The 24,522-nt window shown below is 61.6% G+C and carries 24 protein-coding genes and 4 pseudogenes; 14 read left to right on the forward strand and 14 right to left on the reverse strand.

What is annotated here, in order from left to right:
* Positions 1-38 precede the first annotated feature (38 nt).
* Entirely contained in the window at positions 39-227 is a 189-nt protein-coding gene (locus AC1RUK_RS33215) for an Lrp/AsnC ligand binding domain-containing protein (RefSeq protein ID WP_481840481.1), read from the reverse strand.
* Between the two features lie 528 nt (positions 228-755).
* On the opposite strand from AC1RUK_RS33215, the gene AC1RUK_RS33220 reads away from it, so the two are divergent.
* The 6 genes and pseudogenes from AC1RUK_RS33220 to AC1RUK_RS33245 all read left to right on the forward strand — a co-directional run.
* The gene (locus AC1RUK_RS33220) at positions 756-1,301 is read left to right on the forward strand and encodes a DUF417 family protein (protein ID WP_481840482.1); all 546 of its coding nucleotides are present in this window, start codon (positions 756-758) and stop codon (positions 1,299-1,301) included.
* Positions 1,302-1,382: 81 nt separating this feature from the next.
* Positions 1,383-1,769: pseudogene (locus tag AC1RUK_RS33225) on the forward strand (YybH family protein); the annotation flags it as partial.
* A gap of 30 nt (positions 1,770-1,799) precedes the next feature.
* Positions 1,800-2,567: an SDR family NAD(P)-dependent oxidoreductase gene (locus tag AC1RUK_RS33230; RefSeq protein ID WP_481840483.1), complete on the forward strand. Its 768-nt coding sequence runs from the start codon at positions 1,800-1,802 to the stop codon at positions 2,565-2,567.
* A 48-nt stretch (positions 2,568-2,615) separates the two neighbouring features.
* On the forward strand, positions 2,616-4,214 hold the full coding sequence (locus AC1RUK_RS33235; protein ID WP_481840484.1) for an MFS transporter: 1,599 nt from the start codon (positions 2,616-2,618) through the stop codon (positions 4,212-4,214).
* A gap of 291 nt (positions 4,215-4,505) precedes the next feature.
* A complete protein-coding gene (locus AC1RUK_RS33240; protein ID WP_481840566.1) occupies positions 4,506-4,646 on the forward strand; it encodes an alpha/beta fold hydrolase in 141 nt (46 codons plus the stop codon).
* Positions 4,582-5,535, forward strand: a pseudogene (locus tag AC1RUK_RS33245) (IS110 family RNA-guided transposase); the annotation flags it as partial. The gene AC1RUK_RS33240 and the pseudogene AC1RUK_RS33245, both read left to right, overlap by 65 nt.
* 296 nt (positions 5,536-5,831) lie before the next feature.
* Here the strand turns inward: AC1RUK_RS33245 and AC1RUK_RS33250 are convergent.
* Entirely contained in the window at positions 5,832-6,080 is a 249-nt protein-coding gene (locus AC1RUK_RS33250) for a hypothetical protein (RefSeq protein ID WP_481840485.1), read from the reverse strand.
* Between the two features lie 569 nt (positions 6,081-6,649).
* Here AC1RUK_RS33250 and AC1RUK_RS33255 point away from each other — a divergent pair.
* The 4 genes and pseudogenes from AC1RUK_RS33255 (at position 6,650) to AC1RUK_RS33270 (ending at position 8,780) form a co-directional block, all read left to right on the forward strand.
* Positions 6,650-7,605: pseudogene (locus AC1RUK_RS33255) on the forward strand (IS1595 family transposase).
* A gap of 71 nt (positions 7,606-7,676) precedes the next feature.
* Positions 7,677-7,976, forward strand: a complete 300-nt coding sequence (locus AC1RUK_RS33260; RefSeq protein ID WP_481840486.1) for a hypothetical protein — start codon at positions 7,677-7,679, stop codon at positions 7,974-7,976.
* A gap of 128 nt (positions 7,977-8,104) precedes the next feature.
* On the forward strand, positions 8,105-8,479 hold the full coding sequence (locus AC1RUK_RS33265; RefSeq protein ID WP_481840487.1) for a hypothetical protein: 375 nt from the start codon (positions 8,105-8,107) through the stop codon (positions 8,477-8,479).
* Positions 8,480-8,618: 139 nt separating this feature from the next.
* Entirely contained in the window at positions 8,619-8,780 is a 162-nt protein-coding gene (locus AC1RUK_RS33270; RefSeq protein WP_481840488.1) for a hypothetical protein, read from the forward strand.
* A gap of 252 nt (positions 8,781-9,032) precedes the next feature.
* Here the strand turns inward: AC1RUK_RS33270 and AC1RUK_RS33275 are convergent, their stop codons facing one another.
* The 10 genes from AC1RUK_RS33275 to AC1RUK_RS33320 form a co-directional block, all read right to left on the reverse strand.
* Positions 9,033-9,254 (reverse strand): hypothetical protein, encoded by a 222-nt coding sequence (locus AC1RUK_RS33275; protein ID WP_481840489.1) that lies wholly within the window; start codon positions 9,252-9,254, stop codon positions 9,033-9,035.
* Positions 9,255-9,670: 416 nt separating this feature from the next.
* On the reverse strand, positions 9,671-14,362 hold the full coding sequence (locus AC1RUK_RS33280) for an alpha/beta fold hydrolase (RefSeq protein WP_481840490.1): 4,692 nt from the start codon (positions 14,360-14,362) through the stop codon (positions 9,671-9,673).
* A gap of 119 nt (positions 14,363-14,481) precedes the next feature.
* A complete protein-coding gene (locus AC1RUK_RS33285) occupies positions 14,482-14,637 on the reverse strand; it encodes a hypothetical protein (RefSeq protein ID WP_481840491.1) in 156 nt (51 codons plus the stop codon).
* A 120-nt stretch (positions 14,638-14,757) separates the two neighbouring features.
* Positions 14,758-15,087 carry a MaoC/PaaZ C-terminal domain-containing protein gene (locus AC1RUK_RS33290; protein WP_481840492.1) on the reverse strand — a complete coding sequence of 110 codons (330 nt, stop codon included), beginning with the start codon at positions 15,085-15,087 and terminating at the stop codon, positions 14,758-14,760.
* Positions 15,088-15,405: 318 nt separating this feature from the next.
* Positions 15,406-16,440, reverse strand: a complete 1,035-nt coding sequence (locus AC1RUK_RS33295; protein ID WP_481840493.1) for an NAD(P)/FAD-dependent oxidoreductase — start codon at positions 16,438-16,440, stop codon at positions 15,406-15,408.
* 10 nt (positions 16,441-16,450) lie between these two features.
* A complete protein-coding gene (locus AC1RUK_RS33300) occupies positions 16,451-17,683 on the reverse strand; it encodes a flavin-containing monooxygenase (RefSeq protein ID WP_481840494.1) in 1,233 nt (410 codons plus the stop codon).
* Between the two features lie 65 nt (positions 17,684-17,748).
* The gene (locus AC1RUK_RS33305; protein WP_481840495.1) at positions 17,749-18,327 is read right to left on the reverse strand and encodes an OsmC family protein; all 579 of its coding nucleotides are present in this window, start codon (positions 18,325-18,327) and stop codon (positions 17,749-17,751) included.
* A 317-nt stretch (positions 18,328-18,644) separates the two neighbouring features.
* Positions 18,645-18,884: a DUF1127 domain-containing protein gene (locus tag AC1RUK_RS33310; RefSeq protein ID WP_481840496.1), complete on the reverse strand. Its 240-nt coding sequence runs from the start codon at positions 18,882-18,884 to the stop codon at positions 18,645-18,647.
* Positions 18,885-19,135: 251 nt separating this feature from the next.
* On the reverse strand, positions 19,136-19,561 hold the full coding sequence (locus AC1RUK_RS33315) for a globin family protein (RefSeq protein WP_481840497.1): 426 nt from the start codon (positions 19,559-19,561) through the stop codon (positions 19,136-19,138).
* Between the two features lie 427 nt (positions 19,562-19,988).
* Positions 19,989-20,204 (reverse strand): hypothetical protein, encoded by a 216-nt coding sequence (locus tag AC1RUK_RS33320; RefSeq protein WP_481840498.1) that lies wholly within the window; start codon positions 20,202-20,204, stop codon positions 19,989-19,991.
* 136 nt (positions 20,205-20,340) lie between these two features.
* On the opposite strand from AC1RUK_RS33320, the pseudogene AC1RUK_RS33325 reads away from it, so the two are divergent.
* The 4 genes and pseudogenes from AC1RUK_RS33325 to AC1RUK_RS33340 form a co-directional block, all read left to right on the forward strand.
* Positions 20,341-20,580, forward strand: a pseudogene (locus tag AC1RUK_RS33325) (IS110 family transposase); the annotation flags it as partial.
* A gap of 166 nt (positions 20,581-20,746) precedes the next feature.
* Positions 20,747-20,929: a hypothetical protein gene (locus AC1RUK_RS33330; RefSeq protein ID WP_481840499.1), complete on the forward strand. Its 183-nt coding sequence runs from the start codon at positions 20,747-20,749 to the stop codon at positions 20,927-20,929.
* Positions 20,910-22,007, forward strand: coding sequence for an NAD(P)/FAD-dependent oxidoreductase (locus tag AC1RUK_RS33335; protein ID WP_481840500.1), 1,098 nt, complete (start codon positions 20,910-20,912; stop codon positions 22,005-22,007). Before AC1RUK_RS33330 ends, AC1RUK_RS33335 begins: the two co-directional genes overlap by 20 nt.
* Positions 22,008-22,047: 40 nt before the next feature.
* A complete protein-coding gene (locus AC1RUK_RS33340; RefSeq protein WP_481840501.1) occupies positions 22,048-22,461 on the forward strand; it encodes a DJ-1/PfpI family protein in 414 nt (137 codons plus the stop codon).
* On the opposite strand, the gene AC1RUK_RS33345 is transcribed toward AC1RUK_RS33340, so the two are convergent.
* Complete coding sequence (locus tag AC1RUK_RS33345) at positions 22,430-22,645, reverse strand: hypothetical protein (RefSeq protein WP_481840502.1); 216 nt, start codon at positions 22,643-22,645, stop codon at positions 22,430-22,432. The two genes, AC1RUK_RS33340 and AC1RUK_RS33345, sit on opposite strands and share 32 nt — an antisense overlap.
* Positions 22,646-23,287: 642 nt before the next feature.
* The gene (locus tag AC1RUK_RS33350; RefSeq protein WP_481840503.1) at positions 23,288-23,566 is read right to left on the reverse strand and encodes a DUF2285 domain-containing protein; all 279 of its coding nucleotides are present in this window, start codon (positions 23,564-23,566) and stop codon (positions 23,288-23,290) included.
* Between the last annotated feature and the right edge of the window lie 956 nt (positions 23,567-24,522).

Below are 24,522 nucleotides of genomic sequence, written 5' to 3' on the forward strand. Positions count from 1 at the left end.
GACAGCGCAAAAGCGGCCGTGTGAGCAGGCAACCGAATTTACACCGGCAGGACGGTCGTGTGCTTGACCACGCGCATAATCAGAGTGGAGCGGTACGTCGCGATTCCGGGCAGCTTGGCCAACTTGTCGAGCACGAAGCGCTGGTAGTCCTCGACATTGCGCGCGACGACCGTCAACTGAAAATCCCATTCGCCGAATAGGATCATGCACTCGAGGACTTCGGGCATGGCCGAGACCAAGTTGGAGAAGGCGTCGATCGCATCGCGCGTCTGGTAGTAGGTAGGAGGACAGCCGCACGTCGACCTTGACCCGCACACCGAGCCCGACCCGCTCTGGGTCGAGCAGGGCGACGTAGCGTGTGATGACGCCGGCCCCTTCGAGCGCGCGGACACGCCGAAGGGTCGGTGCTGCGGTCAGTGCAATCCGCTCCGCGAGACGGGCTTCGAGACGCCTGCCAGACGGGACAACAATACCGAAGGCTGGAGCGAATGCTTCCGCAAGCTCGACGCACACATGGCGAACGATAGGGGCTGACGCAGCGCAGAAGGCGCGCAGATAGGAGCACAATTCCATAGTCGCGATCGAGAGGCTTGATGTCAGGTGACCACGCCGCTTTTGTGTGAAAATCGTTGACTGCACGGGGCGTGGACAGTGGACGCCCCAAACAAAAATGTTAGCGCCCTGTCGGCGCAACGCGACTTCAATCGTCCTTTGCGTGAGCTCTTCGTGAGCAACCGTCAGGAGGAGAAAATAGGATGTCACCTTCACATGAGAGTTCGACGGCCGGCGCGCTCGCTAGTGGTCCCTCTGCTCTAGGTAGCGCCGCGCATTCGATCGAGCGCTTAGGCCGCGTTGTTGCTCTTGTCGGCGTCGTTCTTCCCCTTCTACTTATTGGTGGATTGAAGTTCACGTCCGTCGAGGCGGAGGCGCTCAAGCCTCTCATCAACGGTGCGCCATGGCTCGCCTGGCTGTATCCCGCGTTCGGCGAGTCTGGCGCTTCTCAGCTCCTCGGCGTGGTCGAAATCGCGGCTGCGTTGTTGTTGGTGGCGTCGCCCTGGTCGCCGCGCGCCGGCGTGGCAGGCGGCGCGCTCGCGGCGGCCACGTTTCTTGTCACGTCTTCGCTGCTCGCCGTACTTCCGGCATGGGAGACGCGCCTCGGCGGGTTTCCTGCTCTTAATCCGCTTGGTCAATTCCTGATCAAGGACGTGGTGCTGCTCGGCGTCGCCCTGGTCGTCACCGGCGAATGCTTGTCTCGAATACCAAGGGCCAGCGATCGGCGCATAGACGGGAAGATGCAGTGATAGCGCTGCCAACTATAGAGGCATCTCGTGGATCTACTCAAGGCGCAGAAGGTGGTTTGGCTACCAAGAAGGAGGCGAACAATGAGCAGTAACGAAGCTGAAATCCGCACGCTGATCGAACGTTGGGCGAAGGCGGTGCACGCCTGCGACATGGACAGTGTTCTTGCCGATCACACCGACGACATCGTGATGTTTGATGTGCCGCCCCCAAACGAAGTGCGAGGCAAGGCGGCCTATCGCGACACATGGCCGCCCTTCTTCAAGTATCAGAAACAGGGCGCCGTTTTCGAGATCGTCTCGCTCGACGTCACTGCCGGGAACGATGTCGCGTTCGCGCACGCTCTGCTCCGTTGCGGAACCGATGAGGAGCTCAGGAAGGATCCCGACAACCGCCTCCGTCTCACCATTGGTCTCCGCAAGCCGAACGGCCAATGGGCCGTCGCGCATGAGCATCACTCGTTTCCATTGCAGTCATCTGAATAGCTGACGGAGAGCACCATGCTGCTGAGGGACAAAGTCGCTGTGATCTATGGCGCGGGAGGATCAGTTGGTGGCGCCGTGGCGCGAACCTTTGCCTGCGAAGGCGCGAAAGTCTTTCTCAGCGGTCGCAACGCTGTGCCGGTCGAAGCTGTGGCGAGGGATATTGTTGCTGCCGGCGGTGAAGCTGAGGTGGCAAGCGTCGATGCACTCGATGAGAATGCGATAGAACAGCACGCCGCCGAAGTGACCCGGAAGGCGGGTCGCATCGATGTGGTTTTCAACGCCATCGGCTTCAGTGTCGTGCAGGGCGTTCCGCTGGTCGATCTAAAGCGAGACGATTTCGTCTTTCCGATCGTGACATGGACGACCACTCAATTCCTGACAGCACGGGCCGCGGCGCGACATATGGCGCAAAGGCGCTCCGGCGTCATTCTCACACTTTCGGCTTCGCCCGCGCGGCTGGCGTTGGCCTCGACGGCCGGCTTTGGCGTTGCCTGCGCGGCGATCGAAGGGCTGTCTCGCACGCTGGCGGCGGAGTTGGGACCGCAAGGCATTCGTGTCGTATGCATTCGGCCACATCGCATTGGAGAGACCCTTGGACCAGATCCAGATTTTCCTGTCGGTGGGGCGGAAGAGTTCCGGAGCTTGATCGAGGGCTGGACCCTCCTCAAGCGGCTGCCGTCGTTGGCGGATGTCGCCAACACGGCGGCCTTTTTGGCCTCCGATAATGCCGCCGCGATAACGGGGACGGTAGCAAACCTGACCTGCGGCATGAGCGTGGATTAGTAACGCTGTGCAAGGTCTTCAACAACTTTCCTCGAAACGAGAAGGTAGATGAGCTCCTCCGCCGCCACACCTAGGGCCACCCGGCGAGATTGGATCGGGCTCGCGGTCATCGCCCTGCCGTGCCTGCTCTACTCCATGGACCTCACCGTGCTGAACCTGGCGGTCCCGCACTTGAGCGCGGACCTGAAGCCGTCGAGCTCCCAGCTGTTGTGGATCGTCGACATCTATGGCTTCCTGATCGCTGGCGCGCTGATCACCATGGGGACACTAGGCGACCGCATTGGCCGGCGCAGGCTCTTGCTGATCGGTGCCGCCGCCTTCGGATTGGCCTCGGTGCTCGCCGCGTTCTCGACCAGCGCTGTGATGCTAATCGTGGCCCGGGCGCTGCTCGGCCTGGCCGCAGCCACGATGGCGCCGTCGACGCTCTCCCTCATCCGCAACATGTTCCACGCTCCGCAGGAGCGGAGGGTCGCCATCGGCGTGTGGATCGCCAGCTTCTCCGCCGGCGGTGCCATCGGCCCACTGCTAGGCGGAGTGATGCTCGCGCACTTCTGGTGGGGCTCCGTGTTTCTGCTGAACGTGCCGATAATGCTGCTCCTGCTCGGCGTCGGCCCGTTACTGTTGCCGGAGTTTCGCGATCCCAGTGCGCGCCAATTTGATCTCGTTAGTGCGGCGTTGTCGTTGATCGCTGTGCTGGCGACGATCTACGGCATCAAGCAGATGGCCGAGGGGGTTGCGGTCTGGTTCGCCGCACTAATCATCATCGTCGGTCTCGCCTTGGGCGCTCTATTCGTGCACCGGCAATTAAGGCTTGATGATCCGCTGATCGATCTAAGACTGTTTCGGTCACCCGCATTCAGCGCGTCTCTTGCCGTCAACCTGCTCGGCTTCTTCGTTGCGTTCGGCACCTTTCTCTTCATTGCTCAGTACTTGCAGCTCGTATTGGGGATGGGGCCTCTGGAGGCCGGATTGTGGACCGCACCATCGGGCGCCGGGTTTATTGTCGGCTCCCAGTTGGCTCCGCTGCTCGTGCGATGGGTGCGTCCGGCATACGTGATGGCTGGCGGCCTTGTGCTTGCAGCCATCGGGTTCGCGGTGCTCACGCAGGTCGCCGGCCCCAATGGTTTGGGGGCGCTTGTGACAGGATATGTCCTGTTCTCCCTAGGTCTTGCACCGGTGTTTACCTTGGCAACAGACCTGATTGTCGGAACGGCGCCTCCAGAGCGAGCGGGCGCCGCGTCGGCGATCGCGGAGACCAGTTCCGAGCTGGGCGGCGCGCTCGGCATCGCCATCCTGGGGAGCATCGTCACCGCCATTTATCGCAGCGCGATGGCCAGCGCCGTTCCTGCCGGCGTGCCTCATCAGGCCGCAAACGTCGCACGGGACACGCTTGGCGGTGCCTTGGCCGCAGCCCAGCAACTGCCGGATGACACTGGTACGGTGTTGCTCGGCGCGGCTCGCGAAGCGTTCAGCCAGGCGTTCGAGACAACGGTCATCATTTGCGCTGCCGTTGCATTGGCTGCAGCGACGCTGGCAACGATCCTGCTGCGAGGCGTCGGGAACGACGACGGGCACGAGCCGCAATCGAAGCCGGATGCTGGCGACGATGACGGCAGCGTGCAACGGGCAGTTGTCGCCGAGCTTTGAGAAGGCGGATGGTGTCGGCGTTGTTCGGAGAATGAGAAGCCAATGTCAGTTCGAACGAGCATCTTGAATGCGTTCATCGTCCTGGTTCTTACCGGGTTCGGCACTGTCGCTCTCGCGCAGACAGCAAACAAAGAGCGGATTGAGTCACAACCGGCCACGCTCGGAGAAGGGTTTATCTCAGGCACCGTCAAGGCAAATGGCGCGACGCTCCACTACGTGCGCGGCGGAACAGGGCCTGCGGTAGTTCTTGTGCACGGATTTCCGCAGGATTGGTACGCCTACCACAAAATCATGCCGCGACTGGCGAAGACCTTCACCGTGATTGCCTTCGACATGCGCGGGGTAGGCCGTTCGACAGCGCCACCCGGTGAAGGTCGTCAGCCACTCCGACGATCTCCTCGCCGTCCTGAAGGATCCTGCCTTGAACATTGAACGGGTCGGTCTCGAGGCCGGGCCCTTGTCGCAATGGCTTTTTGAGGGGCTGGCGTGCGCCGGGTTGCCGGTCATCTGCATCGAGACGCGTCATGTGAAAGCGTTCCTGAAGGCGCAGCCGAACAAGACGGATCGCAATGACGCGCGCGGCATCGCGCAGATGATGCGGGTCAACCTGTACCGCCCGGTGCATGTGAAGACACTCACGAGCCAGAAGCGGCGGGCACTCTTGACGGCCCGCAAGCTGCTGCAGGGAAAGGCGATCGCCATCGAGAACGACATCCGCGGTCTTCTGCGCAACTTCGGCCTCAAGGTCGGTGTTGTGGGAACGGTGAAGTTCGAGGAGCGGATTTGCGAGCTCGTCGAAGGCATGCCCGATCTCGAAGAGATCATGGAGCCGCTGCTGGCCGCCCGGCGGAAGCTGCGTGCCGAATTTGCTCGCCTGCACAAAAAAGTGCTCACGATCGCCAGGAATGATGCGACATGCCGGCGCTTGATGACGGTTCCCGGTGTCGGCCCCATGGTGGCGCTCGCCTATGCCGCGACAATCGACATTCCGCAGCGGTTCAGAAGCTCCAAGGCGGTGGGGCCTATCCTGGGACTGACGCCGAAGCTCAACGAGTCCGGGGAAAGCAAGCGCGTTGGATGCATATCCCTGTGTGGGGACGGCATGATGCGGACGTTGCTCTATGAGGCTGCCCAAACGCTGATGACTCGCGTGACGAAATGGTCGTGGCTCAAGGCCTGGGCGATGAACGTCGCCAAGCGGCGCGGGATGCGCAAAGCAATTGTCGCGCTCGCACGTCGCCTGGGAGTCGTCATGCATCGCATGTGGCTGGACGGCACCGAGTTCCGCTGGACGCGGGAAACCATGGCGTCAGCCATCTGATCCAGAAGGCTGGGAAGGAGAGAGACAGAGAGTTCCGCTCGCTGGCGGACGGACGTCCTTCGCGCAGGACGATGGATGAGGCGAGTTCGCTGAGACACTCGTACCGATTGCAACATGCGATCAAGACGCTTGGTAGATTGTGCCGCCTCATTCTCCTGACCCCATACTGGGAGGGCGAAACGCCGATCCCGGAGAGAAGCAAGGCCCTGCGAAAGACGTCAAAACGCCGGAGACACGGAAAAGCTCGATAGCGCTTGACCTCAACACGCCGAATAGAGAAGTGTCTCAGTTTGAAATCACAGACCCACGTCGGCGTCGTTGTCCGGCGATCTGGTCGCCATGATCTCATCCGCTATGAGCCTCGCTAGATGGTCGCGGCTCATGCCCAACGATTGCTTGAGAAACAATAGGAAGTTGTGCGCCCTGTCGGCTGGTAGGCCGCTCGCCTCTGCCTGATTGACTACTTCTTGCTGACGCTCCACCCGCTCTTCAATATCGCGGATGTGTTGTTCGACCCGTTCGATGTCGGTGGAATAGGTTGTCATGGCTAGGCGTTCTTTGTGCGGCCTTGGGCAGCTTCAACAATCGCGCAGCCAGGCAACAAGTTCAAGCGGGCAGCTTGAAAGGTAGCGGCCGGCGCAGGGGGGATCCTTTGGGGGGTGCCCGCGCCGGCCATTGCGGGTTGGGTATGCGGCCCCGCGATGCCTAAGTTATGGGCATATTGCAAATCTCTCAACTAAGACTGAGTGCCCTAGTTCGCCGGGCCTTAAGGCTCCACTGGCCCTGTACCGTTGCAGCGGCCCGGCGGGCTGGGGGCTGGGGCGCTTTGGCTTGACCGCCGGGCCTAACCGGCAAGGCAGGCCGGCTGGCGAGGGTTATAGGCCGGTCAAGCATCACCGCTACTCGGCAAAACGGGGGTGTTCGGCTTCCCCTCAAATCGGATGAGCCAGAGTCGAATCCGGGCATAAGCGTTGAAGCGCCTAATTCATCGACCTAAGCTGCACCCAACGCTGTTTCCTGCTTGCACGGCTCAGCCCTTTCAGGAATATAATCCTAATTATATACTTGACGTACCAGACGGATTTTGCGATAACGAATGTAAGGAGTTACCGCAATGTTCGATCTGACCAACCAAATTTACCACGACGCCGACAAGGCCCGCGAACATTTGGAGGCTATCCATTGGCCTCACGGTCCGTTCTGCCCTCATTGCGGCAATGCCAATCCTGAGCGCATTACCAAGCTTGCGGGCAAGTCCACTCGCCCCGGCGTCTACAAGTGCAACGAATGCCGCCTGCCGTTTTCTGTCACGGTCGGCACCGTGTTCGAGCGTTCCAAGATCGGCCTGCACAAGTGGGTGCTGGCCTCGCATCTCTACGCCTCGTCAAAGAAGGGCATGAGCGCTCACCAGCTGCACCGTATGCTTGGCGTCACCTACAAGACCGCCTGGTTCATGGCGCACCGCATCCGTGAGGCGATGAAGGAAGATGTGAAGTCGTCTGGTCCGCTTGGCGGCGAAGGCAAGATCGTGGAAGCCGACGAGACCTATTATGGACCCAAGGACAGGGTTGTGAAGCGCACCATTCGCGGCAAGCCGTCCAACTCGTCCAAGCGTTCTATCGTGGCGCTGGTCGAGCGTGGCGGCTCTGTTCGGTCCTTCCATGTCGAGCGCGCCACCACTGCGTCTGTCCGCGATGTGCTGGTCCGCAATGCCGACCGCAAATCAACGCTCATGACCGACGAGTCCAACTTCTACACGTTCACCGGCGAAGAGTTCGCAAGCCACGCGACTGTGAAGCACACTGGCGGCGAATACGTTCGCTACGAAGCCGACCGCATCGTCCACACGAACACCATCGAAAACGTGTTCTCAGTCTTCAAGCGCGGCATGGTCGGCGTCTACCAGCACTGTGGCGAAGCTCATTTGCACCGCTACCTTGCCGAGTTCGATTTCCGCTACAATCGCCGCGCGGCTCTGAAAGTCTCGGATGCAGAACGCGCTGCCGATTTCGCATGGCCCGCGACAAGCGCCTTACCTATCGGCGGATTGGTGAAGCCGGTCACGCTTAAGCAGAAGGCGAAACAACTCCTACGTTTGCGAAAAAGGAAATAGGGTTCGGCCTTCAATGAAAGGAATCGTTATGGCCGATACCATCGAAGCACCCAAAGTACCACTCTACCGAGACTCCAACTCGGCTCCCTTTGTCTACTTCGATGTGGCTCCAACCTTCGGCACAACTGCCGGCGCTATCCAGATTGAACTGGCCGCCCGAATACTCACCCCCAGTGAAGATGCCGTTATCTCGTCTTTCGTGGCTACCGGTCGCCTGCGGTGCAGTCCCACCGCCGCCCGTCACCTTATGCAGGCGCTGACCAAGGCTCTTGAGATGGCCGAGCAACCGCAACCAAACTTGAGCGCCGGTTCCTCTACTTTGAACTGACACGCCGCTTCGGGTCCGGTTTCGGCTTTGCCTTAGCCTTGGATTCCTTTGGCTTCGGCGGCGTCTTCAACAGGCGGCGCAATACCTCGTCGCCCTTTTCCTGGTCTTTGTTATCTTTGAGAGACGTCATGGACAAAGAAGCCCTTTACAAGCTCATTGACGGTCAGGTCGATCAGAACGACCAAGCCTACTACATCGTGACTGGAGCGTTCTTAGCCGCGTACGCCATGGTCGAGATGCACATTACCTCATGTATCGCATTTTTAGCCGGGATGCACGATTTAGAGGACTTCCAGATCATCACGAAAGGTATGGATGTCCGCGTGAAGTTGGAACGATTTCGCCAACTTACCAAGCGTCGCCACGGCATCGGTCCGAACCTGAAAAAGCGATTGGACATCCTAGAAAATGTTCTGGTGCCAATCAGGAATCGGCTCTCACATGGGGCACCGTCAGCACCGTTCGGATCATCCTCAACCAAAAGATCGCGCCAAGTAGCATAAGCCCTTTCAAATAGGGCTTCCAATTTCGTGCCGGCCTGTCTCAACTCAGTCATAGGAAAATTTTCCGGTACGTCAAGTATATAATTAGGAATATAATCCTCACCGTTGCGGCGAACCCTTCAACGGAGATCGCCTTCCCATGACCATGAAATTCCCCTTCGTCGAGGATACGCTCGGCAAGAAGCTGCAGATCGGCACGGGCCTGTCAGTCGATTGCATTACGTGCCGGCGTCATGTTGTGCTCGACGTGCCGGCGCTGGCCCGGCGCTTAGGCGACGACCACGGCTGCACTGGGATCTGATCAAGGTGCTGTTCTGCCAGCCGTGCCGGGACGCGGGGCGCCCTGACCGCAATTTGGTTTTCACAAACCATGCCTTGACGCCCGAGCAGCGGCGCTAGCGAAACAGGACGTAGGCGCCCATCCCAGCCATCAGAAGACAAGCCGCCATGCCGACCATGTCGCGATTGCCGATAGCGCCAGACCGCGCCGACGAGCATCGAGGCGGTGATCGCGGCGATGTAAAGCGGGACAAGCATTTGTGCACCATTTGCTTTAGTCGTCGCCCAGGTATGCCTTCACAATTACCAGATTGCGTCTGCCGACGCCGCCGCCGCGAGAGCTGTAATGCCAGTCGATCTCCCATAACCCCGTCTTCTGGAGTTGATCGGCTTCCCGCACCCGCGCCTGTTCGTTCGGGAATAGCTCGGCGAGAAGCGAGTTGACCGCGTCAACTCCGCCGCTGCGATATGCCCGCACGTAAATGTCATCCGTCATACGAAGAGCCCCAGATCGTTGGCACATTGCGTAGGAGATCACGCGAATCCGGCGCAGGCAAGCCGCCGCCAAAGCGGGGGAACGGACGCTAGACCGTCGCCACGTAGCGTCTGCGGTTCCAGTCGAAAGAATAGCCGGCTGGGGTCTGAAACCCTCGCGCCGGCTTTTTTGTGCCTTCGTGCCGGGCCTGCTGGCGCTTGGCCTTCCTGATCCGCGGCAAGTCCTGGGTGTGTGTCTTAACCTCGGCGCATTTGAAATGAGCCGGCGCGCAGTTGGTGTTCACGTCCCGGCCTAGCAGGCCAAGGGCGCGCTTGTGTTCGATAATCCAGCGGTCTTCGTGGCGGTGGATGGCTCCCGCTCCCGGCCGTAGTGGCGGGCGGCGCGGTTGCTGGGCACGCGTCACGGAGCCACGTTGGCTAGAAGAACTCACGCGCCGCGCGCCCATCCTGGCTGTCGGCGAGCTTGCCAATAAGCTCGCCGTAAGGCGCGATAAGTTCACGCGCTTTCTCGACATCTCCATGGCTTCGAAGACAGCGAGCAAGTTCCACCGCGATACGCAGTTGGCCAATCGCGGAACGCTGCAGGGTGGCGACGTTCGCAGCCTGGTGGAGCATCTTCTCGATCTCTTCAGGTCCGCCACCGCTCTTTTGGCGGATACAGGCTTCGATCCTAAGTACTTCGGCGAGCTGGAAATAGGTTCCGTTGTAGCGGCCGAGCTCGAGGGCAGCTTCAACCGACTTGCGAGCGCCGTCCAGCCTGCCGCTGTCGCCCAGCGCTTCGGCGTAAAGGCCCATCAGATAGGGCAGCCCCATTTCAGCGCCGGTCCGGCGGATGGCAGATATGGCTTCCTCCATGCCGCGCAGGCCGGCCTCCCGTTCCCCAAGCCGGAACTGCCCCCATCCAACCTGGAACGCGGCTTGGCCGACAAGGAGCGGCAACTGGAACTTCTCTGCTATCTGCAGCTCGCTTTCGGCCGCCCGAAGCGCGGCCTCAGGGGCGCCCGCGAACATGTGGAGGTAGCTCGTACCCCAATACGCAAGCGCCATGCTCAGCGGATGCTCGAAACGTCCAGCGAGTCCGATTGCTTCTTCGCACCGTAGCCTCGCCTTATCCGGCTCGCCGGCCAGCCAAGCCGACAACCCCGCGAAGCAGCGGCAGCAGACGCCCGGGTCATGACCGGAGTACTTGTACGTCAGATAATGATCGCGGTCGGGGTCGTAGAGGCCGATGGCGCGTTCCGCATGGTTCTGGGCCGCCGCGGTCTCCCCAAGGAAGAAATTGTTTGTCCAGAACATGTGCTCGGTCTCGATCGCGAGACCGGGATCGCTGTCGTCCTTGACCATGCCAGCCCATCGGCACGCCAGCTCTTGCGCCGCTGCCGGCTTACCGCTGAGCATGTAGTATTGGGCTCTCCCGCGCAGCGCCGTGAACAGACGCGCCTGGTCGCCGATCTTACCGCAAAGTTCCTCGGCACGCTCGAACGCGGCGAGCACTTCGGCCGCACCCCAGCCGCGAGCGGCCATGAGGGCCACGCCCCTCGCGAGCTGGAACTCGATCTCTTGCTCGTCGGCGTCAGCGACATCGTTGCTCCTCAGCAGCCTGACCCCAAGGTCCAGCTGCTCAAGTGCACTGGCGTGTGCCGACCGCCTGATCGCCTTGCGTGCCGAGATCAGAAGATAGCCGACGGCTTCGGCCCAGAGGTGAGCCTGTTGCGCGTGTCTGGCCAGGCGCTCGCTGTGCTCCTCAAGCCGGTCGGCGTAATAGGCCTTCAGTTCGGCAAGCGCAGTCCTGTGGAGCTCGATGAGCGCCGACGATACGATACGTCCTGACACAGCAGTTCGGATGAGGACGTGCTTGAAGCGGACGAAAGCCTCAGGAAAAACCTGAAGCTCCATTAGGAGATCGGCCTTCTTCAAATTCTCGAGGGTGGCATCGAAGCGCAGGCTCGACAGCGTCGCCATCCTTCGTAGCAAGGGCACCGGAATCTCTCCGCCGAAGATCGAGGCGACCTCGGCCACCCGCTTCGAATCCTTGTCGAGACGTTCGAAGCGAGCGTCGACGATTGTCTGGATGTTAGCCGAAACGACGATCTCGTCGACCTCGCCAGAAGGCCGGTAGCGGCCCGGATGCCCTTCCAGCTTGCCGGTCTCGGCGAGAGCGTGGACGGTCTCTTCCAAGAACAATGCATTGCCTTTGCACGCCTCCCCGACTGCACCGCGGAGCCGCGCGAGCTCAGGGTCCCTGCCAACCAGGTAGTCAAGGAATGATGCTGCTTCGGCCGTATTGAAAGCCGGCAGGCGGATCTCGGAGGCCCCTGCAGCGGCGAAGGCGCTGCGATCGTATTCCGGTCGACAGGTCAGGATAAGCAGGCAGCGGACAGTGGGCAGTGCCTGCGCCAGCCGCACCAGGATCCCCTCACTCTCGGCGTCAATCCAATGAAGGTCCTCGACCAGGAGAACGACGGGCTTCCCGCGGCCAAGGAAGAGCAGAAGCCCAACCGCTGCCTCCTGCATGCGCCGGGATCGCTCCTGGCCGGAAATGATGTCCCAGTTGGGGGCCTGAACGGGCAGCTCCATGATTGCCATGATCGGATCGAGGAGCAGCTTATCGAACCCCCGCGCGCTTTGCGCGGCCAGCACCTTTTCGATTGCGATCGCCGGCGCTTCGGTGTCGCCCACGCCGAACAAGGACTGCAGCAGTTTCCGAACCACGACGAAACCGCTGCGCAGGTCCGTCTCCAGCGCGCCGACTTCCAGGTTCTCGGCGTCATCATGGGGGATGGCGCCAACGAATTCATGTGTGACGCGCGATTTGCCGAGACCGGGATCGCCAACCACGAAAACCGTCTGGCCTTCGCCATCGGACGTGTCATGCCAGGCCTTGTTCAGAATCTGCAGCTGCATCTCGCGGCCGACGAAGGGCGACAGCTGCGTTGCGGCGCGCAACTGCCACCGCGAGCGGCCCCGCCTGATCTCGGTCACTTCAAAGAGCCGCAGGTTCTTCGGGTATTCCGACAGAAGTGGCGCTGCCAGCGCTTCCATGCTGACGAAGCCGCCAGCAGATGCCCGGGTCCTGGCGGTTGCCACCACGATATCGCGCCCCAGCGCCTGGCTCAGCGTGTGGGCCACGGACACCGGTCCGCCGCGCACCTCCGAAGCCTGCTCGCGCGACGGGCCGACGATCACGATGCCCGTGTCCAGGGCAGCACGAACCCCGGTTATCCAATTGGCGTGGCGGAGCGCGAGCTCGCGCAGCGCGAGTGCGGTCCGGCAGGCAAGTGCCGCATGTCCTTCGAGCGGCTCGGGCGCGCCGAACGACGCGACCAGTTCGTTCTCGGAAATCGCCAGAACCGTTCCTCCGTTGTCGCGCACAAGTGCGGTGGCCTGCGTGAGGAAAGGATCGACCCGCTCTAGCGCGACGTCAGGAGGTAGGCCCTCCACCACCTGTTCCGCGTATTGGAAATCGGCGCACAGGATCGTTGCCTGTCGCCGGGTCCTCGGGTCGACCGCATCGACCGTTTGCGACTGAAGCGCCTCGTTGGCAAATGCCGACGCCTCGAGAATGAAGTTGCGGAACGCGGGTTCCTCGGCAAAAAGGATGTGATTGGCGCTGTCCAGTTCGACGAACCGGGCACCAGTTATCGATCTGGCGAGCTCCAAACCTTCCGAGAAAGGCGCGACCCGGTCGCCGTTGGCATGCAGGACGAGCGCTGGCACATGCAGCCATTCAAGCGATCGCGATATGTCAATGTCGGCAAAGGCAGAGCTCAACCGCAACGCATTTTCCGGTGTGAGCGTCCGGCGCTGCAGCTCGTTGAACCAATCCATCTGCACGCGATTGGCGCCGGGGATGAACAGGTTGGTGAACATCTGACGGAACAATGGGTCGTCCTGGCCCCAGCCCTGGCGCATCAACGCCGCGATTGCTTCGCGTCTGACGATCTCCGCCGCATTTCCGCGCGCTCGCCATCCACGAACATATCCTCCCCAAATCAAGAGACCCGCGACCTTCTCGGGATGGCGAATGGCGTATTCGACCGAGATTGCACAGCCTTGCGATATTCCAAGGAGGACGAAACGGTCGAGGCCCACAGCCTCTACGACACATTCGAGATCCTTGACGAAGGCATCGAAAGAAACATCCTGGCAGACTGTGTCGGAAAGGCCGTTCAGGCGCCCGTCGTAGCGCACGAGTGTGAAGCCGCTGGACAGGGCATCGATCCAATGTCCCCAAACTGGGCTCTCCCAATCGAAGTCGAGATGGGACATCCAGTGCGAGGCGCGCACGATCGCTGGCCCGGATCCGCTGATGGCATAGGCGATCCGGGTGCCGTCGCGGGCATTGACGTAGCGTATTTGCTGCTTGCCTGACGAGATCCTCGTCGAAGGCGGCAGTGTGAGATCGCGCGCAGGCTCCGGCGTCAGAGGTTCCGCTGACGGTCGGCTACCAGGTCCGGCGGTCGTGCCAGTTGCGATCGGGCGAGCGGTGACGGCAACACGGGCCCGCTCGTTAATGCGGGCGATCTCGTCTGCTAGATCATTGTCCGGAAGAAGTGACTGCAGCGTGTGCAGGTGGGGAAGCGCCCGCTCAGGCTCGTCGCCAAGGCGATCGATCAGGGCGCGTAGCGCCTTCAGGTGCAGAATCTCGGTCTCGTTCGAGCAGTAGACCCGCCAGGCTTCGAACGCTTGGCAGCGAGGCAGATAGAGATCCGACAAGAACGTTCCGGCGAAAGCCGCGGCTATTGCTTCCAGACGCTCGGTGGGAAGCGAACCAACCGCATCGACCGACAGGCCCCTGATTAGACCGTAATCGAGCCAGATTGATCCCGGCTTCAGTTGAACCACGTTGCGATCGGCCGCAAGCCGGGTCTCGCCGTCGGCGTTTAGGATCTGGCGCAGCTTCGAAAGGCTCCAACGCAGCGCGCCCCGAGGATCATCGGGGACGTCCCAGAACATCTCGCAAAGCCACTCGCGGCGCTGCTGCTTTTGCTGCACGGCCAGATAGGCGAGTAACGCCCGCGTCTTGCGCGATTGCGTTAGGGCCACAGGCTCGCCGTCACGGCGAACCGTGAGGTCGCCAAAGACCCTGACTTCGAAAGCCGAGCTCAATCCGGTCGTCCTAACCGTATGATCGGCCTTACATTAGCGACGAAGCATTTGGGTTCGCAACACCCAAACCGATGACGGGCGTGTCTTCACGCCCGTCATCGCATTTGACCCGGACTCCGTCACCGGACCTCGGCCCTGCGAGCGATCTCGCAAAGGCGTCTGAAGTTAACCACCCGGTCGAGATGCTCCCGGACTGCCTCGAGCGGCGGACCCTTGCGGATGTCCTTCCACAGAGTGGATGACGGGGTTGCATAGATACCGAATGAGATGTTCATAAGTTGGCTCCTTGGTTTGCAGCGGACCATTCCGCTAAGTTCCTCGAACATGCGATCCGCCCGTTGGAGACAGCGTGTGGGAGAGCATGGAAATGCGAGCCGCCCGGCAGCCTATGGCGGCTAATCGAGCGGCACAGTGTAGGTCGTTGCCGTGCCGGACAGGCAAATCTCGCCTGCCGAGTTTGCGACGGTGGTTGACAGCGTGCAGATCGCCTTGTCTTCCCGCACGCTAAGCACCTCCGCGCGTGCGACGATCTCCTCGCCGATACCGACGGCCTTGAGGAACTTCCACTCGACGCCAAGAAAGACGCTGCCGGGTCCTGGCAAGTCCTCGGCGACCAGAGCGTTGAGAAGGCCCGAAGTGACACCGCCCTGAACTATGAGACGGCCGAATACGGTGCGGGCGGACAGGACATCATCGTAGTGGAGTGGGTTTCTGTCGCCGGTCATGTCGCTGAACGCAATGATGTCGCTGGCCCGAGTGATGCGCCTTCGCTCCGCACTGGCCCCGACTTCCGGTTTTCCGAACCGAACTCCGGACCATCCGGATCGTGTGATCGTTTGCATAGTCTTGCTCCTTGGTTTGTGCTTCAGATTGCCTCTAGCTGCGACGTCACTAGCCCTTGCGGGAGAGGCGGAACCTCGTGATCGCGCGCCGCCCGGGCCAAGAGCACAGCGACCTCGGATTTCATCGCCTCGCTGAAGCGCTTGTGGCGTTCAGGTAGCTCTTCAAGGGACCAGTCGAAGGCACTGATGGCGTCCGTGGTCTCAAGGATGGACAGTGCGAGGCTGTCGCGTACTTCCTGGAACTCCCGCAATGCGGAACTCGCGACAGGAAAGTATTGCCGTCGCGGCCCCTTCGGCATCACGCAGGGCGTCGGAAATACCATGCGAGGTCAGCGGATCGCGGAAGAAGCCGGCATCGCCGACCAGCATCCAGCCAGGGCCGTATGCCTGCCGCAATCGGCCGGGCGTGCCGCGGAAGGCCTTCAGACGTTCGCCACCGTTGCCGAAGACCCGCGATCCCAATCCGGGTGCCAGCGCTGACAGGGCACGCTGTGCGGTGGAAAGATCGAAACGGAACTCTGTGTCAAACCGTTCGGTCGGAACGGAGGCGACGATACAGGCAAGCCCGTCATTCGTCGGGATCACACCGCCGGATAGGTTCCGGCCGAAATACCAGTGGTATCCCGAGAACGCCGGCGCGGGTGTGTAGCCGAAGACATGTGCCACCGAGCACCGCCCCTGCACCAGCGTCCGTGCCTCGACCTTGCGAGCGACAAACGAGCCGAGCCCGTCTGCTCCAATCACGAGGTCGGCGCTTGCCTCGCGAGTTTGGCCGGCGGCATCCCTGAACGTGACGCCGCGTACGCGGCCATGTGGGTCGAACACGAGATCATGGACCGCAGTGTCATGCAGAACCGTCGCGCCCGCCGCGCGTGCCGCCTCGACCAGCATGCGGTCAAGCACCGTGCGGCGTGGAGCGATCAGGCCCGGCATATCTGGCTCGGCCCGGATGGGCACCGTGACCTCCTGCTCGCCATAGTGGAAAGTGGTGGACCTGATCACCGGCGAACCGCTTTGGATCAGCGGTTGGAGCAGGCCCCAACGCGAGAGCTGGATGACGGCTGGTCGCATCAGCGCGTGAGTAGATAGCGTGTCGGATCCATAGGACTGGCGGTCGACGGCGAGCACCCGCAGCCCCGCTTGCGCAAGCAGCATCGCGGTTGCGGCTCCGGCGCACCGCGCGCCGACGATGATGGCGTCGTAGTAAGAATGTAGGGGGAGAACGTTGGAACGCATTGGAATGTCCTTACGCAGCCTTAAGGCCGCTCTGACCGAGATAGTCTGAGACGTGGGCGGCGATCGCTTGTGCGTCCGCTCCAACGCCTCCGATGAAATTGGAGTCGCGCTTCCGCAGAAAGCGGAAGCCAAGCGCGTAGAGGCCGGCGACGGTCGTTATCCCGTCCTTGTGGGCCAGTTCGCCATCGGCGGTGAAGGCCGGCAGTTTCAGCCATGAAAACGAGCGGCTGTAGCCGGTCGCCCATATGACGGTGCCGATGTCGTCGTTCGCGAACGACAGGCGCTTGAGGCAATTCGTCGGCACCTCGATCAGAGCGGGCGCGCAGGCCATGGATTTGTGACCTGCGAACTGGTCGACCTGGCGAAGGAGCCGGTCCTGCTTGGCGTCCGACGCTGTGACGCTATCTTTGAGATCATCGGCAAAGCCAATTGTCCCGTTCGAGATGCCGTTCAACCGCCCGGTGAGTTCGACTCCGATGCCCTGAAGGGTCGCCAGATCGACATTGGAGCGATCCGCCCGACCGGCAAGTTGAAGTGAAGGCTGTCGCCTGGCGCTGTCGGGATCTGTCAAATCGTCCAGCCGCTGGGACATGAATCCCATATGGTAGAGCCACCAGAAGATATCCTTGTCTCGCCAGATGCGCGGCAAACGCGTGTGTTTGCCGACGGACAGGATTACGCGTCTGCCACTGCGTCGCAGCTCGTCGGCGATCTGGACGCCCGACGACGACGCGCCGACCACCAGCACGCCGCCTGACGTAAGCTCGTCGGGACTTTGGTACTGCGAAGCGTGGATGCTGACCGGTTGATCCGCGCCGGCATGCGGCGGGAAGGGCATGCTTGGCACGTCGCAATGACCGGTGGCCACAACGACGACTTTCGCCGACCAGTCGCCGGCGGTCGTCTTCAGCCTAAAGCCTTGCCCATCCTGTTCGCACGACAAGACATCGACGTACGAGCGCACCGGCGCCTGCGATTGATGGGCATAGCCGACCAGGGTTTCCACAAACGCGTCGCGCGTCATGTAGCCGTCGGGTTCAGAGCCACGATAAGGGGAGTCTGGCAGCGCGTTCAGCCAATTGGGCGTCAAAAGGCGGAGCGAACGCCATGTCGAGGACCGCCACCGTTCGCCAATGCGCCCGCGCTCCAGAACGACATGCGAGACTCCGCGTTTTCGAAGGCAATGGCTCAAGGCGATGCCCGCCTGGCCAGCGCCGACGATGACAACGTCAGCCTGTTCCATATTGTTTCCATCAGCTTTGGAGGACGACGGTTCAGACACCCGTCCGAACCGTCCTTCCGGGTGGATCACTGGATGGTTTTGACACCGACCGAAACGGAAACACCGTTCGTCAGCACGTCGAAGACCGCGGACCGTGCTCGTGCCTGCTCGACCAGTTGCTGAAGCTTCTCCGACGGCGCATCGCCCTCGATTTCGAAAGCCACTGCGATGTTCTGAAAGCCGTTTCGGACCTCGTCAGAAATCCCGAGAATGCCGCGCAGATCGATGTCGCCATCAACGGAGCACTGCACCTTGGTCAGCTTGATGCCTCTGGCGGCGGCTATGTTCGCCACGCCGGCCATCAGGCAACTGGCGAGCGCATGCAGCAGCCATTCGACCGGGGTAGGGCCGGCGTCCTCGCCGCAAAGGATGCTGGGGTGATCGCTGTCGGCGACATAGGCCTTCACATGCTTCTGTTCCTGACCGGCGCCGTGGAAGCCGAGCATCGTGCTGCGGCTGTGGGTGCCTTCGACCCAGTCGTTGCGGGCACGAAACTGGAACTTGGCCAGTTCAGGCTGTCCGGCGACAAAGTTGATCGTGGCAAGAAGGTTCGGCGTGTCGACGCCGTTCAACGGTGGTCTTGAGACTTTGGTGGTGTGTTGCATTTGTCATCTCCAAGAATGGTGCGGCGGGTTTGCCGGACCGCTCCCTTCTGATGATGCAGCGTTTGAACGAGTGTGGTTGCGTTCGTGGAATTTGCTTTGATCCATCCGTTCCCACGCGGCGAAACGGACTTTGTGCGAGAAATGCAGGCCTTGTTCAAAAAACAAAAAAGATCCCCGGCGATGGGATCGCCAGGGATTGCGCGGTTGAATAATTCTTGTGTTGAAGGCCTGGCTCGACTTCGGGGCAACCTCTCGCGCCCGTCGAGCCGAGCCTGTTCAGCAGGCCCGGGTCAACGCGGATCGGCATCATTTCGCGTTCAAGCGACCGCTTTGAGCGCGCTATTGGCAATTGTAAATCGCATGGACGTGACGTGATTGATCTCCGAGCGGCCGATGCCGATGTCCTTGAGCAGGTAGTCGGGCATCTGATGGAGCGCGGCTCGCTGGTTGCGCACCTTTAATGCATGAAAGGCCAGGCGGATCGCCGATTTGGCGAAGCCGATCGCGTCGAGCCTGTCTCTCGAGGCGGAATAGTTTGCGTGATCGATAGTGGTCATTTTTTGTCTCCATCCTCGCGACGCGACCATTCGCGCCGTCGATGGGAGAAGATTGCGATAGGATCAGGGGAGTGAGCGTTTGAGCCTGCGTCGAATTACGGTGGAATTCGAGGGAATGGACCCGTCAACCGCGTACGCGACCAGGGGAATTGACAGCCACCGTCGACCCCGGCCGCCGGGCTGTGCACCGGCGCGTCAGGTTTCAAAGCGCGAATATAACCTAAGTCCCGATTGTCCCGGCATCGGATGCCTCACGCTGCGAGCTGATCCTCTCGGGCAGCGGCGATCATCACACTTGCCAGCAACGCATAGGCTGCCTCCCAGGCCTCGCGGACCGCCGGCGTGAAGGCTGCGCCGCGGCCGGCCGCCAACGTGTCGATGAGCGCTTGCCCGAGAATCGGGTAATGATGCTCCTTCACGCCGTAGGTCACGTGACGCTTGGCGAGTTCGCGCACGGTTGGAAGGATGGTGTCAGCACGGTTCAGTCCATGCACGACGAAGCCGAGGCTCGCGATCAGCTTTGCGCCTTGCTTGGGCATGTCGCTCGCCAGAAACAGTGCGCGAAGGTCCGAGTCGATCCCGAACAAGCGCTCATAGAACAGGGCGGCGGCGGCCACGCGTATCGGGAGAACCTCGTGGAAACTATCCTGGACAAGTCGAATCTGGTCGGGTGTCATCGGCCCCGCTCCGGGGTTTCTGGTGAAGCTCGACCATCCCCCCAAAACGTTTCGCGTGCATGTCGCCCGGCGCGTCTATGTGTTTCAGTTGTGTCTCAATCGCGGTTCAGTTTGCGCTCAGTTGTTTTCAGATTCCTTCTGTGTCCTGACGGTGCCCGGAAACCTTTCGATGTGACCACGCAGCTAGGAGACATTCCCGAACGGTCCTCTGATCACAGATCACTATGGCCGAAGCTCATTGTGCCGCTGACTTCGGTCGACTACCGTTCAGCGGGGGGCCGTCATGACTCAGTCGGATCGTGAGCGGGATGTCTGTTCTTGGCGACGGCTTGCGGCCCAAATGCTGCCTGGCGGCGATGCGCCGCATGTCAGTCAATCAGACGATCCGGTCCATCCGCCAAAAGCGGACATAATTGCGTCGGGGCTGCTATTCTAGCAGGCCTGCCATCCGCATGGCGTCAGTGACGTCATCGATGATATCCGGCGCAAGTCCGACGGCGACGGACCCGTGGCCGATGGTAAAGTGCGGGTCGAGCGACATTAGCCGCGCGGCCGCCGCTTTCGCCTCGTCGAGCCGGCCGAGCCTGGCAAGGGGAGCGGCCAGCCAGCCATGCAGGATGCTGAAGCCCGGGTTTAGCTCCACCGCCCGCCGGCCGGCCGGCCGCGATCGCCTGCTCGTGGCGGCCGGACAAAAAATTGCCGAAACCGATAATGCCTTGCGGCACGCAGCTCATGGCGTCGAGCGGGCTGAGCCGCATCGCCTGTTCGCACCAGCGTACATCACCAAGATGGGCGACCGGTACCTGAGAAAGCTCCTTGTGATCGGCGCGACCTCTCTGATCCGACGGGCAAGGCATAAGCCCGAGGCTGCGGATCCGCGCCTCCTCGCGTTGCTCGCCAGGAAGCCAGCGCGCGTGGCGAGCGTAGCCATGGCAAACAAGATGGCCCGCGTGGTGTGGGCTATCATGGCGCGCGGCGAAACCTATCAAGCGCGTCATGCTCCGAACCTTGCAGCGTAAGTTGCGCAGAAGATGAGACACTGAAGCAGAAATCAGATCGAGCCGATCAATCGGCGCTATGAGGTTGTAAGAGCGACGCGATGTGATGGCGAGACCGGTCAGGCCGGGAACAGGGATAACCCATGCGATGTCGGAGGCATCATAGCCTGCAAAGCAGATTGGGACCTTGTTCGAGTGGATCTACGACTACATAGGCTGGCTGGTGCCGGTGTGGCCGAACAGCACCGACCGGCTGGAAGTGCCGGCGATCGTCGGCTCGGTGGTGCGCACCATCCCGCATTCGGGCGACGGTGGAAGCACCAATCCTGCCGGGGTGGTGGCATCCTTCTATGCCGTCAGAGCCGGCTGACTTTGCCATCATAGGCGGCGGACCGGCTGGTGCCGCTGCGGCACTGACGCTGCGCCGTCACGCGCCCGCACAGCGCGTGGTGCTGATCGAGGCCGGGCGGCACGACCGGGCCAAACCGGGCGAGGTATTGCCGGCCGTGGCGCAAGGGCTGCTGCGCCAGCTCGGCGTCTGGGAGCCGTTCCTTGCCGCCTCATTCGTCGAGAGCCGCGCGGTCGTTTCAGCCTGGGCCGATGATGCGCCCCAGGAGCGGCCCACCATTTTCTCTGCCCAAGGCGCCGGCTGGCAACTCGACCGAGCGCGGTTCGACCGGCTGCTGGTTGAGGCAGCAGCGGCGGCAGGCACAGAGCTGCGGCTTGGCTGCGCGAGGGTGCGTTCGGCCGCACGTGAAGGCCAGGGTTGGCGGCTCAAACTCGCCGACGGGGACATTCTCGCCGGCGCCGTTATCTGGGCTACAGGCCGCAGCTGGCGGCTGGCGCGATCCTTCGGCGCGACGCTTCAGGTGCATGCTCACCTTGCGGCGTACACGCGTTTTTTCGACCGGGCGCCGGGCGATTGCCGGATGGTGATCGAGGCGCGGCCGGAAGGCTGGTGGTACAGCGCCGACCTGCCCGACGGCAGCCGGGTGGTGGCATGCCTGACCGATCCTGACCTCGGCAACGAGTTGCGCGATGCGAAATCCTGGTATCGCGCACTGGCGGCAACGCAGTTCATCGCACCGCTCCTGCCTGACGGCGCGCGTGAAACCTCCGCGATGGTGACGTCGGCGGGGACGGCCACGGTCGATCCGGCCGCGGGCGAACGCTGGGTGGCGGCGGGCGACTGCCTGTTTGCCGCCGACCCGCTGTCGTCGCGCGGTATCGTGCATGCGCTGCGTTCAGGTGTCCTTGCCGCCTATGCTGCTTCGGACATGCTTGACGGGCGTGGCGATTTCGCCTGCGCCCGCTACGCAACAATCGCCTCGCGCGGCTTTGCCGACTACATCCCGGCGCTGGCTGCCCAATATGCAGCCGCCGCGCGATGGGACACGCCTTTCTGGCAGCGGCGTCGCAGCCATATCGAAGATCGGGCGGCGATTTAGGAGCAAGCCATGGGCATTTCGAGCAGGGAGGAGCAATTCAATGAAACTCGGCATCCCGGTCTATGAAGGCGTCAACCTGCTCGATGTGGCCGGTCCACTTGAGATGTTCTCCTGGGTCGACAAAAAGAAAGGGCTGGAGATAGTTCTCCTGTCGGTCGATGGCAAGCCAGTCACCAGCTTGAGCGGGGTGCGCTTCGATGCGCAAGCCAGCTTCGAGGCAACGCCTGAACTGGACATCCTGTGGGTGCCCGGCGGCGATCCCGATGCGCTTGGAAGGATCATGAGTGACCCGGCATCACTTTATCTCGCTTACCTGCGGGAGGTCGCGAAAGATGCGAAATGGGTATGTTCAGTCTGCGAGGGTGCACTGTTGTTGGCCCGAGCCGGAGCACCCAATCCCAAACCCTGCACCGGCCATTTCCCTATGGATGGGTGTCGCCTATTGCCCCAGTGACCCGGCTGACAATTTCTTCGCTGGGCACGCCGTGGGGCAGTTGTTTGAGGAACAGCTTGGCGTGTTCCGCCCAACGGGCCGCCGGAATGTTCTGCTCACGAACAGAATTCCTGAATGCCTCGCGCAGAAGGTCGAGGTCGAAGGCCGAAAGTCTTTCGCCTTTGTAGTGCCTGTCGTTCGACATGGCATTTTCCATCGCGTTGCCAACAATGGGAAACGTCGATTTCAGGCTCCGTAAGTTCTGGCTTTCAAGGAGTAAGGCCTGACTTCTTTTGGGTGTAATTGCGTGACGGCCATCATATGGCGAGCGAATGGCTGTGTTTATGCCCGGGTTCGTCTCCGGACCTCATCCGATTTGAGAGCTGCAGCAACCGAACACAGCCGTTTTGCCAAGTTTGCAGCGATGCAGACCTGCCTATAGTTCGCCCGCCGGCGAACCTATCCCGTTTTCCGGTTAGGCCCGGCGGTCGAGCCCCAGCCACCCGCCCCCGGCCGCCGGGCCGCTGGACATGGTTGGCGGCAATTCAACTGGTCGTCTTTAGGCTGAGTGGGAAGCCAATACCGGGAATGCTAAGGTAAGCCTGTTGAGTTTATAAGAGCCGCTGGCCTGTTCCGAGTAGAAGCGACACCGTCTAACACTGTCTAAAGGAAGCCCGGTTGCACCACGCGCCGGGCTTTTTTCATTTTTGCCTGTGCGAGCCTCACCAGCGCGCGTTTCCTCTGGCCGCTGTCCTACGGCGGCGAAGCGCCTCGAGCGCGTCCTGGCGCTTGGCGCCGGGCAAAAAGGTAGCGCCAAATGGCGCCGAGCGCGAAGCGACGCCGAGAGTCAATGCGGCGCCCCGCCGGCGAGCAGATACTTGTAGCTGTTCGTTGTCATCCACCGTGCGCGGGCAAGATGCGTCTTCCAAGCCCGAAATGCCCGTTCCGGCTCCTTCTCTGGATCGATATGCAGGACGATCCTGGCGACCTCACGCCAGTCGGCGTCTTCGGCCGCGGCGTCGAGCAGACGGATGTAGGTGAGCAGACGCTCTTCATCGTATCCGGTCAGGACCGAAGAGGTGGGCGCTTCGTCGGCGACATCTGGATCTAGAAGCAGTGCGCGCATGACCACCGTTTAGCGTCGATTGACTTCTGACGCAAAAACCACTCTGGCCGGCCTTTACCTCAACTGCGCTTCCGGCGGCGTCCATGTCCGGGCTGAGGATGTGAAAGAAGGGGCTCTTCCAACGGCAACGAAGGCTGACCTTTGGAAATCTTGCCTCCAGGAATTGGCATTGGTGGCAACTCTGGCTGCCTCCTTAGTTCGTCGGCAGAGGGCCGCCGCTGCGGCTGCTTAAGCCGCCCTCTCCCGGCCTTAGGCAATGTTGCTGCTGACGGAATTCTTCGGGAAACACTTGCTCGGGCACTACCTCCTCGGCGATCCGGATCAGGTCGTCTCGCGCCGAGCGGATCTGCGGCCAGGGAAACTCAGGAGCATCTTTCGAGGGCTGCCCTTCCCTCAACACAGCATCAAGCTTGGCTGCCGCACCGGCAAGAGAAGCCGCGGGGGTTCTTGACAACAGCTTAAGCAAACCCTCTGCTCGGTCGGCAGCCTCGCGTTCGACGTGTAATGTCGCCGAGTAGCCAATCTTCCTATCTGCCGCATCCCAACGCGCCTGATGAGCGGCAAATCGGCTTCGGCCTTTGCGCGCATTGCCGCCTCCTCCGCAGAAAGGTCGAGCGCTTCTCTAAGCGCGTCGGCGTAATGGCGCCCAGATCGTAAGTAGCTTTGGTTTGGGTCGGCGACTTGCGGATTTGTAAGCTGGCCGTCGACTCAAGCGCGAGAGTGGCCAGCCGGTCGAGCGTCTAGTCCCGTTTTGTAAATCCGAACGAGCACGTCGCGAGCAAACTCGGCCCGCTCCCGTGTGCAGCCCATAAGAATTTTTCCGCCCAAGGTTGCGGGCTCACGAGCAACGTCATCCCATACCGTCCAAGCGCCAGTCGGCTCAAGAAGGCAACTAAATCTACCTGGGCTTTCTTCCATCGCCCCATTCTCCAACGGGCGGGAGCCTTTCATTGTTG

It is taken from the genome of Mesorhizobium monacense, from assembly GCF_056781675.1.